Source organism: Rhodopila sp., from assembly GCF_035548235.1.
Taxonomy (GTDB): Bacteria; Pseudomonadota; Alphaproteobacteria; order Acetobacterales; family Acetobacteraceae; genus Rhodopila.
The window spans coordinates 1-16,295 of the sequence record NZ_DASZTJ010000031.1 but is presented as its reverse complement, the minus strand read 5'-3'; the positions used below and the strand labels follow the sequence as shown (position 1 = coordinate 16,295).

The following is a 16,295-nucleotide window of genomic DNA, read 5'->3' as shown; positions in this document are numbered from 1 at the left end:
TGCCCAGGCCGATGCGGCGCTTGGCCTCGGCCTCCCGCGCCTGTTCCTCCAGCGGGAAGCCGGACGCGTCGATCGTGTTGTCCATCATCCGGATGGCGACGCGCACCACCCGCAGCAGCCCGGCCTCGTCCAGCCGAGCCTCGGGCGTGAACGGGCGGTCGATCAGCCGCGTGAGGTTGATCGAGCCCAGCAGGCAGGCACCATAGGGCGGCAAAGGCTGCTCGCCGCACGGGTTGGTGGCGTGGATCGTCTCGCAATAGGCCAGGTTGTTCCGGGCGTTGATGCGGTCGATGAAGATCACGCCGGGTTCGGCATAGTCGTACGTCGCCCGGGTGATCGCGTCCCACAGCGCCTTGGCGCGCACGGTGCGGAAGACGCGGCCGCCGAAGACCAGGGGCCAGTCGGCGTCCGCCTCCATCGCCGCCATGAACGGGTCAGTCACCAGGACGGACAGGTTGAAGTTCCGCAGCCGGCCGGGTTCGTGCTTGGCGGCGACGAAATCCTCGATATCCGGGTGGTCGCAGCGCATCGTGGCCATCATGGCGCCCCGGCGGGCGCCGGCCGACATGATGGTGCGGCACATCGCGTCCCAGACGTCCATGAAGCTGAGGGGGCCGGAGGCGTCGGCGCCGACCCCCTTCACCGGCGCGCCCTTGGGTCGCAGGGACGAGAAATCGTAGCCGATCCCCCCGCCCTGCTGCATGGTCAGCGCGGCCTCCCGCAGGTGGGTGAAGATGCCGCCCAGGTCGTCGGGGATTTCGCCCATGACGAAGCAGTTGAACAGCGTCACCCGCCGGTCCGCGCCGGCGCCGGCCAGGATGCGGCCGGCGGGCAGGAAGCGGAAATCCTCCAGCGCCTCGTAGAACGGCTGCTCCCAGCGGTCCGGGGCCTTCTCGCGCGCAGCCAGGGCGCGGGCGACGCGGCGCCAGGTGTCCTCGATCGTCAGGTCGATCGGCGTGCCGTCGGCCGCTTTCAGCCGGTATTTGGCATCCCAGATCTGGCGGGAGATCGGCGCGACCCGAGCGATGGCGGAGGTCGCAAGCGCATCGGTGTTCATGTCCATGGCGGAGTCCTTGGGCCTGTCCCGCGCGGGTCGGCGATGACTCGCCGTCCTGCGCGGGGTCGACGATCTTAGCAGAAACCGGCCCGCGCTGCGATCTTCCTTGCGGCCCGCCGGCCGGCGGGGCAATCACCGCGGCATGGAAGCCGCCGAATACGTGCTGATGGACGCGGTCGAGGCGCGCATGTGGTGGTATCGCGCCCTGCATGCGCGGCTGCTGGACGCGCTGGCGCCGGTCCGGGGCCGGGTCCTCGACGCCGGCTGCGGCACCGGCGGGTTCCTCCTGCGGGTCGGCCAGGTCCGGCCGGACCTGGAGCGCTTCGGCATCGAGTGGGATGCCGCCGCCGCCGACCGTGCGCGGCGGAAATCCGGCGCCGAGGCCGTGCGGGGCAGCGTCAACGACCTGCCGTTCCGGGACTGCGGCTTCGACGCCGCCGTGTCGGCCGATGTGCTGTGCCACCAGGCGGTCGATCCCGTCCGCGCCCTGGGCGAGTTCCGGCGGGTGCTGCGGCCCGGCGGGCGACTGGTGCTCAACCTGCCGGCCTATCAGTGGCTGGCATCGGCGCATGACCGGCGAGTGCGGAACGTGCGCCGCTTCACCGCGCGGGGCGCCGTCCGGCTGCTGCGCGGGGCCGGGTTCACCCGCATCCGGGCGCGATACTGGAACGGGCTGCTGTTGCCGTTGATGGTTGTGCAGCGAAAACTTCTCTCGCATGACGATTCTGTGTCAGACGTCGCCCTGTTTCCGCCATGGCAGAATGTAACGTTCCATGCCATGACGGAATTTGAACGGCGTCTGCCCTTCCCGCTCCCCGTCGGCGGGTCGGTGCTGGTGATCGCGGAGAAACCATGAACGACGCGCCGCACGGCTCACCGCCTTCGCAGCCGCAGCCCGCTCGGCCGGCGGGACTGTCCCCCATGGGGTTGTCTCCCATGGGGGGCCAGGCTTGGGCGCCGAAAGTGGGGCTGTCGATCGTCATCCCGGTCTATCGCGGCGCGGCGACGATCGGACGCCTGGTCGACGCCCTGTCCGACCTCGCGCCCGAGGGCGGGCTGGAGGTGGTGCTGGTCAACGACGGCAGCCCGGACAATTCCGGGGAGGTCTGCCGCGACCTTCTGACCTCGGCCCGCGTGCCGCTGATCTATATCGAGCACGCCCGGAACTACGGCGAGCACAACGCGGTCATGACCGGGCTGCGCCACGCCCGCGGCGCCTATGTGATCACCATGGACGACGACCTGCAGAACCCGCCCGAGGAGGTCACGCGGCTGTATGACCATGCCCGCCTGGGCGGCTGGGACGTGGTCTACACGCGCTATGCGGTCAAGCAGCACGAAGGCTGGCGGAACCTCGGCAGCCGGTTCGCCAACCGCGTGGCCGATCGGCTTCTGGACAAGCCGAAGGGGCTGTACCTCTCGTCCTTCCGCTGCATGTCGGCCCTGGTCGTCAGGTCCATCACCCGGTATGGCGGGCCTTACCCGTATATCGACGGGCTGATCATGCAGGCGACGCAGCGGATCGACAGTATCGAGGTCCGGCACCTGCCGCGCATCGAAGGCCGCTCGAACTACAACCTGCGCAGGCTGGTGCGACTGTGGCTCAACCTGGCAACGAGTTTCTCTTTGGCGCCTTTGCGTCTGGCGATCCTGGCCGGCGCGACGATGTCAATTCTGGGTTGTGTTGGCGCCGTCCTCACACTCGGGGAGGCGCTGCTCTGGCACGATACCCCGTCCGGATGGGCGTCCATCATGGTCGCGCTGCTGCTGGTGTCCGGCGTCCAGTCGATGATCCTGGGCGTGCTGGGCGAGTATGTGGGGCGCATTTTCCTGTCGGCCAACGGCAAGCCGCAGGGGACGGTGCGCGAGGTGCTCAGCAACGTGTCCGCGACCGTATGACGGCTGCTCGGGCATGACGGCTTACTGGGCGGCGCTGGCGTCCGCCATCCTCACCAGCGTTGTCGGCCAGACGCTGTTGAAGGCCGGCGCAGGCGCGGCGGGCTTCGTGGCGCAGGTGCTCGACCCCAGAACGATCCTGGGCTTCGTGCTGTATGGCGGCGCGGCGCTGCTCTACATCGTCGCGCTGCGGCGCATCCCGCTGTCGGTCGCGATGCCGTTCACCGCCGTGTCCTATGTCGCCGCGACGCTGATCGGCCATTACGGCTTCCATGAGCCCCTGTCCCTGCCGCATCTCGCGGCCCTGGCGCTGATCTGCACGGGGGTGCTGGTGCTGGCGTTCACCTGAGGCGGCGGCGGAAGCGGCCAACGCGGCTTGACAGGAAGCCGGGGCCGCCGGCGGCCCGCCAATTCGTTTCGAGCAGAAAAATATCCTGCTCCCGGCGGCCGGGAGACTTATCGAAACGGTCGCGTCACGCTCCCCGTCAGATGATCGGACGCCACGCGCTCGTGATCCGCGGCCCGAACCGGTTTGCGTTACGACGTGACGTTACGCCACGCATCCTGGTTCACCTTTCTCACCTTGGCCTTTGAGTTTCCGACCCTTTTCAGATGGACGAGCCGATGCCCGAATTTAGTCCCGCTTCGCGGTTTACGCGATACGGCCTGACTGACGACCCGGACATGAAGGACATGACCAGGGAGGAAATGACCACGGGAGACACGGCCGCTAGGGACGTGGCTGCCGGGGACATAGGCACAGTGGACATGGCCACAGGGGAAACGGCCACAGGGGAAACGGCCACAGGGGAAACGGCGAGCGTCATTCCCCTTCGCGTTCCAGCGGCCAGGCGGCTGGGCGCCACCCGGGTCGGAGTGGATGAGCTGTCCCGCCTGTCGCCACGGCATCTCGCGCGTCTGCTGCTGGAACGCGCCGCCGAGGATCCGACCCTGCTCGGCCGGCTTTACGATACGGTTGACGTGAAGCCGACATCGATCCCGCGGACGCCGGCCATCATCGGACGCAGCGTGCGCATGCGCCATGCGATGGAATTGGTCCATCGCTTCGAGAAGACGGACGAACCGGTCCTGATCACCGGCGAAAGCGGTACCGGGAAGGAACTGCTCGCCCGCGCGATCCATGACGGATCTCGCCGCGCGGCCGGCCCGTTCGTCGCGGTGAACTGCGCCGCGCTGCCGCCGGGCCTGGTGGCGTCGGAGCTGTTCGGCTACGAGAAAGGCGCCTTCACCGGCGCCGCCGCCCGCACATTGGGCCAGATCGAGCATGCCCAAGGCGGCACGCTGTTCCTCGATGAGATCGGCGACATGCCGGTGGACCTGCAGGGCCATCTGCTGCGCTTCCTGCAGGAAGGACAGATCCGCCGGGTCGGCGGCCGAGAGATGCTGCGCCTGGACGTGCGGATCGTCTCGGCGACCAATGTCCGGCTGCGCCAGGCGATCGCCGAGGGCCGGTTCCGGGAAGACCTGTTCTACCGGCTGAACGTGCTGACGCTGGCGGTACCGCCCCTGCGCGAACGCCGCGACGACATCGCCTTGCTCGCCAATCACTTCCTGCGCCTCGCCGCTCGGGATTTCGAGCGGGAGGTGACCGGGTTCTCGCCCGAGGCGATGGCGGCGCTGCTGCATCATCGCTGGCCAGGCAACGTGCGCGAGCTGATGTCCGTGGTCCGCCGCGCAGTGGTGATCAGCGACGGCGGTATCATCGAGGCGGACGCGCTGGATGGGTTGGAGGAACGGCTGGTCGCACCTTCCGCCCCCCGTCCCGGGTCGCCCGAGGAGCGCGCGGCCCTGCTGGCGACGCTGGAGCGCACGAAGGAGAACGTGACTTCGACCGCCGAGGCGTTGTGCGTATCCCGCGTCACGCTGTACCGGATGCTGCGCCGTCACGGGATCGAACTGAAGCGCGGCCTGGCGGATTCGCCGGTGACGCGACGCGTCCCCCATGCGCATTCATAGCGGTCACGGAACGACCAGCGCGAGCGCGTCGTCCAGGCCTGGCGCAAGGCCGATGACTGTTTTCGTTTCGAAATCGATGACGACCCAGGCGCCGTCTCCGCGCCCCAGCAGCCACGCCGCTCTCGGCTCCCCGGCCCGGAAGATGCCGATGATCGCGCGCGCGCCTCGAACCTTCCAGTTCCGGGCGATGAGGTCGACGGCATCCAGGCCCCGTTCCGCCGCGCGGATGCGCCAGGAGTCGATGCTGTGCCGCTCCTGGGCGGACAGGGTATGGAAGGCGGCGCCGGCCGGCATGGACTGGTCCCGTTCGCAACGATCGGACCTGGAACGTGGCAAGAGGCGTGCCAATGCGTGATGGCACGCGGTTTGCGGAGCATACCGCCGGACCATGGAAAATGGGACACGGACATGAAACAGTTGCGTTTGAAACACTATATTCTGGCGGCAGCGATGGCCGGGCTGCCGGTCGCCGTCGCGCAGGCTGCGCCGTTCTGCATCAAAAGCCAGATCCTGCCGCCGCAATGCATCTATCAGGACGCCCAGCAATGCGCCAAGGAAGCGCAGCGGCAAGGCGGGGTGTGCTCCGCCAATCCGGATGAGCTGACGCTGACGCCGGGCAACGGGAAATACTGCATGGTGACGTCGACGCATGCGTCGCTGTGCGCGTACGGAGACCGGGCGACCTGCGCGCGCGACGCGGCGTCGCAAGGCGGCGTGTGCACGGACGCACCGCCATCGATGGGCGGCGCAGGCGTGCCGGACCCGTATTCATCGACGGACGGGTATTGAGGGACGCGTACGGCCTTCGTCATGGCGGGCGCAGGCTCGCCATGACGGGACAGGCACGAACGCCGACGCCCGCTCACTCGATCGCTTCGGCTGACCGGGCGATCTGGCGCAATGCGAATTTCTGGATCTTCCCCGTCGACGTCTTCGGAATCTCGCGGAACACGAAGGTCTTCGGGACCTTGAACCGAGCGAGATGGGCGCGGCAGTGCTCGCGAAGCTCGTCGGCGGTGGCGGTGGCGCCCAGCTTCAGTTCGATGAACGCACAGGGCGTCTCGCCCCATTTCTCATCCGGTTGGGCAACGACCGCGGCGCTGAGCACGGCGGGGTGGCGGTACAGTACCTCCTCGACTTCGATCGAAGAGATGTTCTCCCCGCCCGAGATGATGATGTCCTTCGACCGGTCGCGGATCTTCGCGTAGCCGTCGGCCTGCATGACCGCGAGATCGCCGGTATGGAACCACCCGCCCTGGAACGCCTTCGCCGTGGCCTGGGGATTCTTCAGATACCCTTTCATCGTGATGTTGCCGCGGAACATGATCTCGCCCATGGTCTCGCCGTCCCACGGCACCGGCTGCATCGTTTCGGGGTCGAGGACCGTCATCGCCTCCTGCAGCGGCGTGCGCACGCCCTGCCGTCCGTTGCGTTCCGCGCGGCGATCGATCGGCATGTGCGACCACGCTTCTTGCTTGGAGCAGACGCTGGCGGGGCCATAGACTTCGGTCAGGCCATAGACATGGGTCAGTTCGATGCCCATCGCCTCGGCGCCCTCGATGATCGCGGCGGGCGGCGCGGCGCCGGCGACCTGGCCGGCGATACGGTGGTCCAGGCCGGCCCGCAACTCCGGCGGCGCGTTGATCAGCATCGAGTAGACGATCGGCGCGCCGCACATATGCGTCACGCCATGGTCGCGGATCGCGTCCAGCACCGCCTTCGCCTCCACCTTGCGCAGGCAGACATGGACCCCGGCCCGCTCCGCCACCGTCCAGGGGAAGCACCAGCCGTTGCAGTGGAACAACGGCAGCGTCCACAGGTAAACGGCGTGATGCGGCATCCCCCAGTTCAGGATGTTGGAGACCGCGTTCAGATGCGCCCCCCGATGGTGATATACGACCCCCTTCGGATCGCCGGTGGTGCCGGAGGTGTAGTTCAGCGCGATCGCGTCCCATTCGTCGCCCGGATAGACCCAGGCGAAATCGGGATCGCCGCCGTCCAGGAACGCCTCGTACTCGACCTCCCCCAGCAGCTTGCCCTCGGGATGCAGCGGGTCGGCGATGTCGATCACCAGCGGCTTGGTGTCCAGCAACGCCAGCGCCGCCTCGATCACCGGCGAGAACTCGCGGTCGGTGATCAGCGCCTTCGCCTCTCCGTGCCGCAGCATGAAGGCGATCGTTTCGGCATCCAGGCGGGTGTTCAGCGTGTTCAGCACCGCCCCGCACATCGGCACGCCGAACGCGGCCTCGACCATCGGCGGCGTGTTGGGCGCCATGACCGCGACCGTATCGTTCTTGCCGATCCCATGCAGCGCCAGCGCCGAGGCCAGCCGGCGGCATCGCGCATAGGTCTGCTTCCAGGTCCAGCGTCGGTCGCCGTGCACCACGGCGAGCTTGTCGGGATAGACATAGGCCGCGCGCTCGATGAAGGTCAGCGGCGTCAGCGGCGCGTAGTTGGCCTGGTTCTTCGGCAGTTCGTCATAAGCGCTTGGCATCGGTGCCTCCCCGTCGGGCAAGCGGATATGGTTACGCCCCCGTCGCGGCGACTATACGACGTCAGTGCCCATAAACGAACTGCGGCAGCCACATCGTCAGCGGCGGGAAGTAGGTGATGATGCCCAGTACGATCAGCAGCAGGATCAGGAACGGCAGGATGCCCCGGATCACCTCCCCGATCGGCGCGTCGGAGATCGTCGACAGCACGTACAGGTTCAGCCCGACCGGCGGATGGACCAGGGCGATCTCCATGTTGTGGGTGAAGATGATGGAGAAGTGGACCGGGTCGACCCCCAGCGGCTGCAAGGCCGGCGCCAGGATGGGGATCACCAGCAGCAGCGCCGCCACCACCTCCAGGAAGCAGCCCAGGATCAGCAGCAGCACGTTGATCGACAGCAGGAAGCCCCAGGTCGGCAGGTGATGCCCCAGGGTCCAGGTCACCAGCTTCGCCGGCACGCCGGATTCCGTCATCCAGTGCCCGAACGCGAGCGCGGTCGCGACGATCAGCATGATCGTGCCGGCGCTGCGCAGCGCATCGGCGATCACCGACAAGGTCTGGGTCACGCGGAAGCCGCGATAGAAGACCAGGCTGACCAGCAATGCCGCGGCGGCGGCCAGGGCGGCGGCCTCGGTCACCGTGACGATGCCGCCATAGATCCCCACCAGCACGATCAGCGGCACCAGCAGGGCCGGAAACGCTCGGATCGTCACCCGGATGCGGTCGCCGAACGGAATGGCGGGCTCGACCGGGAAGTTCCGCCGCCGCGCATCGTACCACACCCAGGCGAAGAACGCGGCGGCCTGCAGCAGGCCTGGCAGGATGCCGGCCAGGAACAGCCGGGGCACCGACTGCTCCGCGACGATGCCATACAGGATCAGCGCCAGGGACGGCGGGATGACGATGCCGATCGTCCCCGATGCGCCGATGACGCCCAGCGCGAAGCTGCGCGGGTAGCCTTTCTCGATCATCGCCGGCAGCAGGATCGTGCCCATCGCCAGCGCGGTCGCGACCGAGGAGCCGCAGATCGCGGCGAACAGCGTGCAGGCGACGACGGTGACCAGCCCCAGGGAGCCGCGGATGCCCCCCAGCCAGGCGGCCGAGACGTCCACCAGCGCCTTCGCCACGCCGCCCTGGCGCATGAAGGCGGCCGCCATGACGAACAGCGGCAGCGACATCAGCGTCGAGGAGTTCAGGTGGTCGATGACGACCTGCGCCACGCCGATCATCGGCTGGCCGGACACCAGGTACAGCACGGCCGCGCAGGCGCCCAGCACCAGGAAGATCGGCATGCCGGCAGACAGCAGGCCGAAGAACATCGCCAGGAAAAGGACAGTCCACATCGATCAGTCGCCCACTACGTCCATGCCGAGCGGACGTTCGTGGTCGCCGATGTGGTGCTGTCCGACGACCATGGTCTTGGGATCGAAGTGGAACAGGAAGCGATACAACCGGATCAGGTACCGCATCACCATCAGCGCCCCGCCGGTCGGCAGCGACGCGTAGTAAATATACATCGGGAATTGCAGGTCCGACGAACTGCGCTCATCCAGCAGCAGCGAGGTATCGACGATCTGCCAGCCGTACCAGACCATGCCCGCGCAGAAGATCAGCGCGACGATACAGTTGAAGACCTCCAGCCAGCGCTGGCCCTGCGGCGGGACGAGGCGCAGCACGAGGTCCGGGCGGACATGCCCGTCCGTCCGGACCAGTTGGCTGGAGATGATCATCACGCCCCAGACGACGAGATAGACGATCACTTCCTCGGCGTAGGAGATGGCGTATTGCGGAAAGAAGTACCGCCCAGCCACCTGCACCAGGCCGATCGCCATCGCGATCAGACCCAGCAACCCTACCAATGTTCGTTCGATCGTGTCCCAGATCGTATTCGGGCGTTCAGCCATCCGTCAGGCCGTGCCGTTAACCGAGGTCTCGGCGGCCTTGACCACGTCCGGCGACAGTTTCGCGTCCTTGATCAGGGTGTTGACATCCGCCTGCATCGCCTTGCGCGCGGCCGCGATCACCTCATCCGACGGATCGGTGAACTGCACGCCGTTCGCCTCCATCGTCTTGCGTGCCTCGGTCTGCTTCTGCGCTGCGTTGTGGCGGTAGGTGGAGATGTTGGACGCCCACAGGTCCAGCATGATCTTCTGCACGTCCGGCGTCAGCTTCGACCAGAAGGTGTGGCTGATCATCGGCATGTACTGGCCGACATACTGCCGGTCCTGGTATGAGTATTTGACGCCCGCTTCCCACAGTTTCGCGGTCGCGACGCTTTCGTTGGTCGAGACGAACCCGTCGAACGTCCCCTGCGACAGCGCCAGCGGCACGTTCGGCCATGCCGTGGTGTTCGGGATGCCGCCGAAGAAGCTGATGCGCCAACTGATGCCGGCGCCGCCCGGGCTGCGGATCTTCAGCCCCTTGATGTCGGCCGACGTCCTCAGCGGAACTTTCGTTGTATACCAGTTCTGGAAGCCGAGATCGACATACGGGCCCAGGACCTTCACCCGCAGCTTGCTTTCGATCTGGCCGTTGACGATCTTGCCGGCAGCGCCGTCCGACGCCTTCTCCGTCGCCTCGACGGGCCGGCCGTAGAAGACGGGAAGCTGGCAGAAATCGCAGTCCGGCACGATGCCGGTCTGGGTCCAGAGACCCGGGCAGGCCATGTCCACCTGCCCCTGCAGCAGCGCCTTCGCCACCTGCAGGTCGGGGTAGAGCTGGCCGGAATGGAAGACCTCGCTGTCGATCTGCCCCCCGGTGGCGTCCTTGACCTTGCCGAGGTAGTCGACGATCGAGACATTACGGACGTGGGAAGGCGCCGTGTCCAGGGAGCAGCGGATCTTCAGCGCCGTCTCGCCCCGTGCATGCCGAAGAATCCCAAAAGTCCCAACCACGGCAACCGCCGACCGGCCGAGCGCTCGGCGCGAAAGCAGACTCTGCATTGATAACCCTTTCCTGGACGTCCCATTCGGGAAATGACCGGTCGGACCGGTGGCCGTCAAGAGAATCGTTGGGTGCCCTTCATAATCTTGACGCAGAGCAAGCCGGGGCGAGTGAGGCCGAGCGGCGATCGCATTCCCCCAGGGCCCGGCCAGGCGATGGCCGGGAACGCGGGATAAGCCGGCCCTTACACGCGACTCGCTTCCCATCCTATATACTCCGCCGATGCCTCACGCCGACTTCGTTCATCTGCGCACCCATTCCGCCTACTCCCTCAGCGAGGGCGCGATCCGGCCCGACAAGATCGCTGCGCTGGCGAAGGCGAATGCGATGCCGGCGGCGGCGATCACCGATACCGGCAACCTGTTCGGGGCGCTGGAATTCTCCCAATACGCCAGCGGCAAGGGCGTGCAGCCGGTCATCGGCTGCCAGGTCGCGCTGACCCGGCCGGACAATGCGCGCCTGCCGCCCGACCCGCTGGTGCTGCTGGCGCAGGACGCCACGGGGATGGCGAACCTGCAGAAACTGTCGTCGCAGGGCTTCCTCGACACCGATCCGTCGTTGAAGCCCCAGGTCAGCCTGCAAGCGATCGCCGAACATGCGGCCGGCCTTCTGTTGCTGACGGGGGGCACCACCGGGCCGATCGGGCGGCTGCTGGCGGAAGGCCAGAAGCCGGAGGCGGAGCGCCTGCTGGACGCCCTGCGGGAGGCTTTCCCCAACCGCATCGCGCAGGAACTGCACCGCCACGGCCTGCCCGTCGAGACCGCGATCGAACCCGCGCTGATCACCCTGGCGGACGAGCGGAGCATCCCGCTGGTCGCCACCAATGATTGTTACTTTGCCGAACCAAGCATGTATGAGGCGCATGACGCCCTGCTGTGCATCGCCGAGGGACGGACGCTGGCCGAGAAGGACCGCCGCCACGTCACGCCGGAACACTGGTTCAAGCCGGCTGCCGATATGCGCACCCTGTTCGCCGACCTGCCGGAAGCGTGCGACAACACCCTGGCGCTGGCCCGCCGCTGCGCCGTGATGGCGGAAACCCGCAAGCCGCTGCTGCCGGTCTGCCCCAAGGTCCGCCCCGGCCAGACCGAGGAGGAAACGGTCCGAGCGATGGCGGTCGAAGGGCTGGAGGCGCGCATGAACGCGATGGGCGCGGACGTGGCCAAGCGCGAAATCTATCGCCAGCGCCTGGACTATGAGCTTGGCATCATCGCCAAGATGGGATTCTCGGGCTATTTCCTGATCGTCGCGGACTTCATCCAATGGTCGAAGTCGCAAGGCATCCCGGTCGGTCCCGGCCGCGGATCGGGCGCGGGGTCGGTGGCGGCCTGGGCGCTGACGATCACCGACCTCGATCCCTTGCAGTTCAACCTGCTGTTCGAACGGTTCCTCAATCCCGAACGCGTATCGATGCCGGACTTCGACATCGATTTCTGCCAGGAAGGCCGCGACCAGGTCATCGATTACGTGCGCCGGGAATACGGCGGCGACCGCGTCGCCCAGATCATTACGTTTGGAAAGTTACAAGCTCGGGCTGCCGTACGCGACGTGGGCCGCGTGCTGGGCCTGCCGTTCGGGCAGGTGAACAAGGTCGCCGAACTGATCCCGAACAACCCCGCCAAGCCGGTCACGCTGCAGCAGGCGATCGACGGCGAACCACGCCTGCAGGCACTGAAGCACGACGACGAAGCCATCGCCAGACTGATGGAGATCGCGCTGCGGGTCGAAGGCCTGTATCGACACGCGTCGACACATGCCGCGGGCGTGGTGATCGGAGACCGGCCGCTGGTCGACCTCGTGCCGCTGTACAAGGATCCGAAATCCGACTTCCTGGTCACGCAGTATTCGATGAAGCATGTCGAGCAGGCCGGGCTGGTGAAGTTCGACTTCCTGGGCCTGACCACGCTGACGATCCTGCGGCGGGCCGAGGACTTCCTGACGAAACTGGGCACGCCGGTCGACTTGAACCGCCTGCCGCTGGACGACAAACGCACCTACGAGATGCTGGCCAAGGGCGATGCCGGCGGGGTGTTCCAGATGGAAGGCCAGGGCATGCGCGACACGCTGCGCCAGATGCGGCCCGACCGGCTGGAGGACCTGATCGCCGCCGTTGCGCTCTACCGTCCCGGCCCGATGGCGAACATCCCCGATTACTGCCGGCGCAAGCATGGCGAGAAATGGGAGGCCCCGCATCCGGAGATCCACGACATCCTGGCCGAGACCTACGGCATCATGGTCTACCAGGAGCAGGTGATGCAGATCGCCCAGAAGATGGCCGGCTACTCGCTGGGCGGCGCGGACCTGCTGCGGCGCGCCATGGGCAAGAAGATCGCCTCGGAGATGGAGGCGCAGCGCAGCATCTTCACCAAGGGCGCGATCGAGCGCGGGATCAGCCCTGAAAAGGCCACCGAGGTCTTCGACCTGATGGCCAAGTTCGCCGATTACGGCTTCAACAAATCCCACGCCGCGGCCTATGCCCTGGTCGCCTACCAGACCGCATGGCTGAAGGCGAACCATCCGGAGGTCTTCCTCGCCGCCTGCATGAGCCTCGGGATCAACAACACCGACCGCCTGGCGTCGCTGAAGCAGGAAGCGGAACGATCCGGCATCGCCATCCTGCCGCCGGACATCAACCTGTCGGGCGCCGACTTCTCGGTCGAGCGGACGAAGGACGGCAAGCTGGCGATCCGTTACGCGCTCGCGGCGATCAAGAAGGTTGGCTACAGCGCGATGGAATCCGTGACCGCCGTACGCGGCGATATGCCGTTCGCCGACATCGCCGATTTCTCGACCCGCGTCGATCCGCGCCAGCTCAACCGCATGCAGTTGGAGAACCTGATCAAGGCCGGCGCCTTCGATCGCCTCGACGCCAACAGGGCCAGGCTGTTCACCGGTGCCGAAACGATCCTGCGGCGGGCCCAGGCGGACCAGCAGGAAAAGGAGAGCGGCCAGATCGGCCTGTTCGGCGGCGCGGCCAGCAAGCCGGAACCGATCCGCCTGCCCGACATCCCGGACTGGCCGTCCCTGGAACGCCTGGCGTTCGAGGCGGAGTCAGCCGGCTTCCACCTCACGGCGCATCCGCTGGACTCCTACGCCCAGGCGCTGCGCCGGCTGGGCGTGCTGCCGGCGGCGCACGCGGAAAAGGCATCGGGCCGTGTCAGGCTTGCCGGCACCGTCACCGCGATCAAGGAACGCATCACCCGAACCGGCAGCCGCATGGCCTGGGTCCGCATCTCCGACGCGTCCGGTTCGGCCGAGGTCACCTGCTTCAGCGAGGTGCTGAACCGGTCCCGCGAATTGCTGACGCACGGCACCAACATCCTGGTCAACGCCGATATCAAGACCGAAGGCGACGCCACGCGCATCACCGCCTTCGACGTCTCCGCCCTGGACGAGGCCGCGTCCCAGGCCGGCGCTTCGATCCGCGTCTGGCTGCGCGAGACGGGCGTGGTGCCGCATATCCGGGACGTGCTGGGCCGGCAGGTCGGCGGACGCGGACGGGTGACGCTGGTGCCGCGGATCGACGGCGAGCAGGACGTCGAGATCGCGCTGCCTGGCAGCTACAACGTCACGCCCCGGCTGGCGCAGGCGCTGAAGTCGCTGCCCGGCGTGGAGCAGGTGGAGGAGGTATAGGGGGCGGCTCAGTCCGCCGCCGCCGGCAAATCCGCGTCGTCGCCCTTGTAAAGCTCCGGCCAGCGCCGCTTCACCAGCGGGCCCTTCTCGTCATACGCCAGGCAGGTGTTCAGGATCCGGTTGCCGCCGCCCCATTGCTCCGTGATCCGCTTGTCGAACACGTCGCTGCCCCGCCCCTCGGTCGAGACACCCTCGGCCACCAGTTGGCGCTTGGCCTTGGCCGGGTTGATCGTCTGGAACGCCGTCGTCGCCATCTGCTGCAGCAGTTCCCGCAGATGGGTGCAGCCGACCGTGCCCCCGACGGCCTGGTTCGCTTCCTTCAGAAAGCCGGGCCTGATCCGCATCCCCGCCAAGCGCGCGAAATTCGGCGCCGCCGTGGGACACATCCGATAGGGTGTCTTGTCGCTGACCGCTTCGACGGCGTGGATCAGCATCGCCTCATCCAGCGTCAGGCGCAGCCACATGTCGTGGATCGGCTCCTCGGCCTCGATATAGCCCCGGTCGTAATTGGTCTGGCCGAAACTCTTGCGATCGGTCAGGTGCGCCTCGATGTCGAAAAGCCCATCGCTCCGGCGATAGCCGTTGATTTCGATCGCTCGGGTATGCAGCCGTTCACGGTCGGCTGGTGGGCTCAACGGCATGCGTCCTCCGATCCTGTCCCCTGCCAATGGCGCCCTTTCCAATCGCGTCCCTTCCAATCACATGCTGGGAGCATCGGGCCTCCTGGCGGTTCTGTTGCGGTGCAGCGAATGTATATCGCATTCTTTCCCGCCGGCGAGAACACCCGTCTGGCCATGCCAGGGCCGCGTTACGATCAAGTAAGTCGATCACTTCAATCAGGAATAGCGTCTGGAATCATGTTGACGCGGCGAGCAAACGGAGCATGTTCCCGGCGACCGGTTGATTCCGGTCATTTCACAATGGACGTCACCGGGGGGATGTGTGGACTTCGATAACCTTTCGAAGGACCGCCGTTAGGGGCTGCTGACTGATGCAAGTATTCAAGGATCACTGCCGCCGGTCGCTGGACTCGATCCGTGACCAGGGCCGCTATCGCGTCTTCACCCCCCTGCAGAAGCGCGCCGAGGGTTTCCCCTATTACGTCCGTCCGGACGGCTCGCGCGTCCTGGTCTGGTCCTCCAACGACTATCTCGCCATGGGCGGCCACCCGGTGGTGGTGGAGGCCGCCTGCGAGGCCGCCCGCACCATGGGCGCCGGCGCCGGCGGGACGCGCAACATCAGCGGCACCAGCCCGGTGCACGACGCGCTGGAAGCGGAACTCGCGGCGCTGCACGGGAAGGAGGCGGGGCTGATCTTCACCTCCGGCTTCGTGTCCAACCAGGCCGCGCTCTCCACCGTTCTCAATTCCCTGCCGCTTGGGCCGGACCAGCCGTGGCAGGTGTTTTCCGATGCCAAGAACCATGCCTCGATGATCGCGGGCATCAAGGGCTCGCGGGCGGTGTGCAACATCTTCCGCCACAACGACCTGGCGCACCTGGAATCGCTGCTGAAATCCACTCCGGCCGGCGCGCCGAAGCTGATCGCCTTCGAATCCGTCTATTCGATGGACGCCGACATCGCCCCCATCGCCGGCATCTGCGACCTCGCGGACCGCTACGACGCCATGACCTACCTGGACGAGGTCCACGCCGTCGGCATGTACGGCCCGAACGGCGGCGGCGTGTCGGAGCGTGACGGCGTCGCGCGGCGCGTCGACGTCATCGAGGGCACGCTCGCCAAGGCGTTCGGCTGCCATGGCGGCTACATCACCGGCGATGCCGAGGTGATCGACTTCATCCGCTCCTCGGCGCCCGGCTTCATCTTCACCACCTCCCTGCCCCCGATGGTCGCGGCCGCCGCGCTGGCCAGCGTCCGGCATGTCCGCGGCGACCATGAACGCCGCGCGAAGCTGTTCGAGCGGACGGCAGCGCTGAAGGGACGGTTCGATGCGGCCGGACTGCCGCGCATCCCCTCGGTCAGCCATATCGTGCCGCTGCATGTCGGCCAGGCCGCGCTGTGCACGGCGATCAGCGAGCGGCTGCTGGCGGAATTCTCGATGTACGCGACCCCGATCAACTACCCCACCGTGCCGCGCGGCGAAGAACGCCTGCGCTTCACGCCGGGGCCGCTGCACACGGATGCCATGATGGACGAACTGGTGGACGCGCTGACGGCGATCATCCCACAGGAACATCGCAGAGCGGCGTGATGGGTGATGTTGGTTTGACCAAGGGCTCCGCCCCTGGGACCCCGCAAAGGGGGCTAGCCCCCTTTGATCCCATTCCATGGTTGGTGG

At 67.0% G+C, this 16,295-nt stretch carries 14 protein-coding genes; 7 read left to right on the top strand and 7 right to left on the bottom strand.

Going from position 1 to position 16,295, the window contains the following annotated elements:
• Positions 1–1,063, bottom strand: a 1,063-nt coding sequence (locus VHB27_RS01710) for a ribonucleotide reductase N-terminal alpha domain-containing protein (protein WP_325597080.1), incomplete at its 3' end; no start/stop codon positions are given.
• Positions 1,064–1,199: 136 nt separating this feature from the next.
• Here VHB27_RS01710 and VHB27_RS01705 point away from each other — a divergent pair.
• The 4 genes from VHB27_RS01705 (at position 1,200) to VHB27_RS01690 (ending at position 4,930) form a co-directional block, all read left to right on the top strand.
• Positions 1,200–1,913, top strand: coding sequence for a class I SAM-dependent methyltransferase (locus VHB27_RS01705; protein ID WP_325597078.1), 714 nt, complete (start codon positions 1,200–1,202; stop codon positions 1,911–1,913).
• The gene (locus tag VHB27_RS01700; protein WP_325597076.1) at positions 1,910–2,956 is read left to right on the top strand and encodes a glycosyltransferase family 2 protein; all 1,047 of its coding nucleotides are present in this window, start codon (positions 1,910–1,912) and stop codon (positions 2,954–2,956) included. Before VHB27_RS01705 ends, VHB27_RS01700 begins: the two co-directional genes overlap by 4 nt.
• A 13-nt stretch (positions 2,957–2,969) precedes the next feature.
• Positions 2,970–3,302, top strand: a complete 333-nt coding sequence (locus tag VHB27_RS01695) for a DMT family transporter (RefSeq protein WP_325597074.1) — start codon at positions 2,970–2,972, stop codon at positions 3,300–3,302.
• Between the two features lie 527 nt (positions 3,303–3,829).
• A complete protein-coding gene (locus VHB27_RS01690) occupies positions 3,830–4,930 on the top strand; it encodes a sigma-54 interaction domain-containing protein (RefSeq protein WP_325597072.1) in 1,101 nt (366 codons plus the stop codon).
• Between the two features lie 3 nt (positions 4,931–4,933).
• Here VHB27_RS01690 and VHB27_RS01685 read toward each other — a convergent pair whose 3' ends face one another.
• Positions 4,934–5,224, bottom strand: a complete 291-nt coding sequence (locus VHB27_RS01685; RefSeq protein ID WP_325597070.1) for a hypothetical protein — start codon at positions 5,222–5,224, stop codon at positions 4,934–4,936.
• Between the two features lie 114 nt (positions 5,225–5,338).
• Here VHB27_RS01685 and VHB27_RS01680 point away from each other — a divergent pair, with 114 nt between their 5' ends.
• Positions 5,339–5,719 (top strand): hypothetical protein, encoded by a 381-nt coding sequence (locus tag VHB27_RS01680; protein WP_325597068.1) that lies wholly within the window; start codon positions 5,339–5,341, stop codon positions 5,717–5,719.
• Between the two features lie 73 nt (positions 5,720–5,792).
• Here VHB27_RS01680 and VHB27_RS01675 read toward each other — a convergent pair whose 3' ends face one another.
• The 4 genes from VHB27_RS01675 to dctP all read right to left on the bottom strand — a co-directional run bounded on the left by VHB27_RS01675 (position 5,793) and on the right by dctP (position 10,365).
• Complete coding sequence (locus VHB27_RS01675) at positions 5,793–7,424, bottom strand: acyl-CoA synthetase (RefSeq protein ID WP_325597066.1); 1,632 nt, start codon at positions 7,422–7,424, stop codon at positions 5,793–5,795.
• 61 nt (positions 7,425–7,485) lie between these two features.
• Positions 7,486–8,766: a TRAP transporter large permease gene (locus tag VHB27_RS01670; protein WP_325597064.1), complete on the bottom strand. Its 1,281-nt coding sequence runs from the start codon at positions 8,764–8,766 to the stop codon at positions 7,486–7,488.
• Between the two features lie 3 nt (positions 8,767–8,769).
• Positions 8,770–9,327 (bottom strand): TRAP transporter small permease, encoded by a 558-nt coding sequence (locus VHB27_RS01665; RefSeq protein WP_325597061.1) that lies wholly within the window; start codon positions 9,325–9,327, stop codon positions 8,770–8,772.
• A gap of 3 nt (positions 9,328–9,330) precedes the next feature.
• The gene (gene dctP / locus VHB27_RS01660) at positions 9,331–10,365 is read right to left on the bottom strand and encodes a TRAP transporter substrate-binding protein DctP (RefSeq protein WP_325597059.1); all 1,035 of its coding nucleotides are present in this window, start codon (positions 10,363–10,365) and stop codon (positions 9,331–9,333) included.
• A 223-nt stretch (positions 10,366–10,588) separates the two neighbouring features.
• Between dctP and dnaE the strand changes: the two genes are divergently transcribed.
• Positions 10,589–13,999 (top strand): DNA polymerase III subunit alpha, encoded by a 3,411-nt coding sequence (dnaE, locus tag VHB27_RS01655; RefSeq protein ID WP_325597057.1) that lies wholly within the window; start codon positions 10,589–10,591, stop codon positions 13,997–13,999.
• 8 nt (positions 14,000–14,007) lie between these two features.
• Here dnaE and VHB27_RS01650 read toward each other — a convergent pair whose 3' ends face one another.
• Complete coding sequence (locus VHB27_RS01650; RefSeq protein ID WP_325597055.1) at positions 14,008–14,640, bottom strand: DUF2889 domain-containing protein; 633 nt, start codon at positions 14,638–14,640, stop codon at positions 14,008–14,010.
• A gap of 350 nt (positions 14,641–14,990) precedes the next feature.
• Between VHB27_RS01650 and hemA the strand changes: the two genes are divergently transcribed.
• Complete coding sequence (gene hemA, locus VHB27_RS01645) at positions 14,991–16,208, top strand: 5-aminolevulinate synthase (RefSeq protein ID WP_325597053.1); 1,218 nt, start codon at positions 14,991–14,993, stop codon at positions 16,206–16,208.
• Positions 16,209–16,295 lie beyond the last annotated feature (87 nt).

Bases quoted from the DNA above. Each gene is read 5' to 3' on its own strand.
- VHB27_RS01705 (WP_325597078.1), top strand. From the start codon at position 1,200: ATGGAAGCCGCCGAATACGTGCTGATGGACGCGGTCGAGGCGCGCATG.
- VHB27_RS01670 (WP_325597064.1), bottom strand. From the start codon at position 8,766: ATGTGGACTGTCCTTTTCCTGGCGATGTTCTTCGGCCTGCTGTCTGCC.
- hemA (WP_325597053.1), top strand. From the start codon at position 14,991: ATGCAAGTATTCAAGGATCACTGCCGCCGGTCGCTGGACTCGATCCGT.
- VHB27_RS01680 (WP_325597068.1), top strand. From the start codon at position 5,339: ATGAAACAGTTGCGTTTGAAACACTATATTCTGGCGGCAGCGATGGCC.
- dctP (WP_325597059.1), bottom strand. From the start codon at position 10,365: ATGCAGAGTCTGCTTTCGCGCCGAGCGCTCGGCCGGTCGGCGGTTGCC.
- VHB27_RS01650 (WP_325597055.1), bottom strand. From the start codon at position 14,640: ATGCCGTTGAGCCCACCAGCCGACCGTGAACGGCTGCATACCCGAGCG.
- VHB27_RS01695 (WP_325597074.1), top strand. From the start codon at position 2,970: ATGACGGCTTACTGGGCGGCGCTGGCGTCCGCCATCCTCACCAGCGTT.
- VHB27_RS01685 (WP_325597070.1), bottom strand. From the start codon at position 5,224: ATGCCGGCCGGCGCCGCCTTCCATACCCTGTCCGCCCAGGAGCGGCAC.
- VHB27_RS01700 (WP_325597076.1), top strand. From the start codon at position 1,910: ATGAACGACGCGCCGCACGGCTCACCGCCTTCGCAGCCGCAGCCCGCT.
- VHB27_RS01675 (WP_325597066.1), bottom strand. From the start codon at position 7,424: ATGCCAAGCGCTTATGACGAACTGCCGAAGAACCAGGCCAACTACGCG.
- VHB27_RS01665 (WP_325597061.1), bottom strand. From the start codon at position 9,327: ATGGCTGAACGCCCGAATACGATCTGGGACACGATCGAACGAACATTG.
- dnaE (WP_325597057.1), top strand. From the start codon at position 10,589: ATGCCTCACGCCGACTTCGTTCATCTGCGCACCCATTCCGCCTACTCC.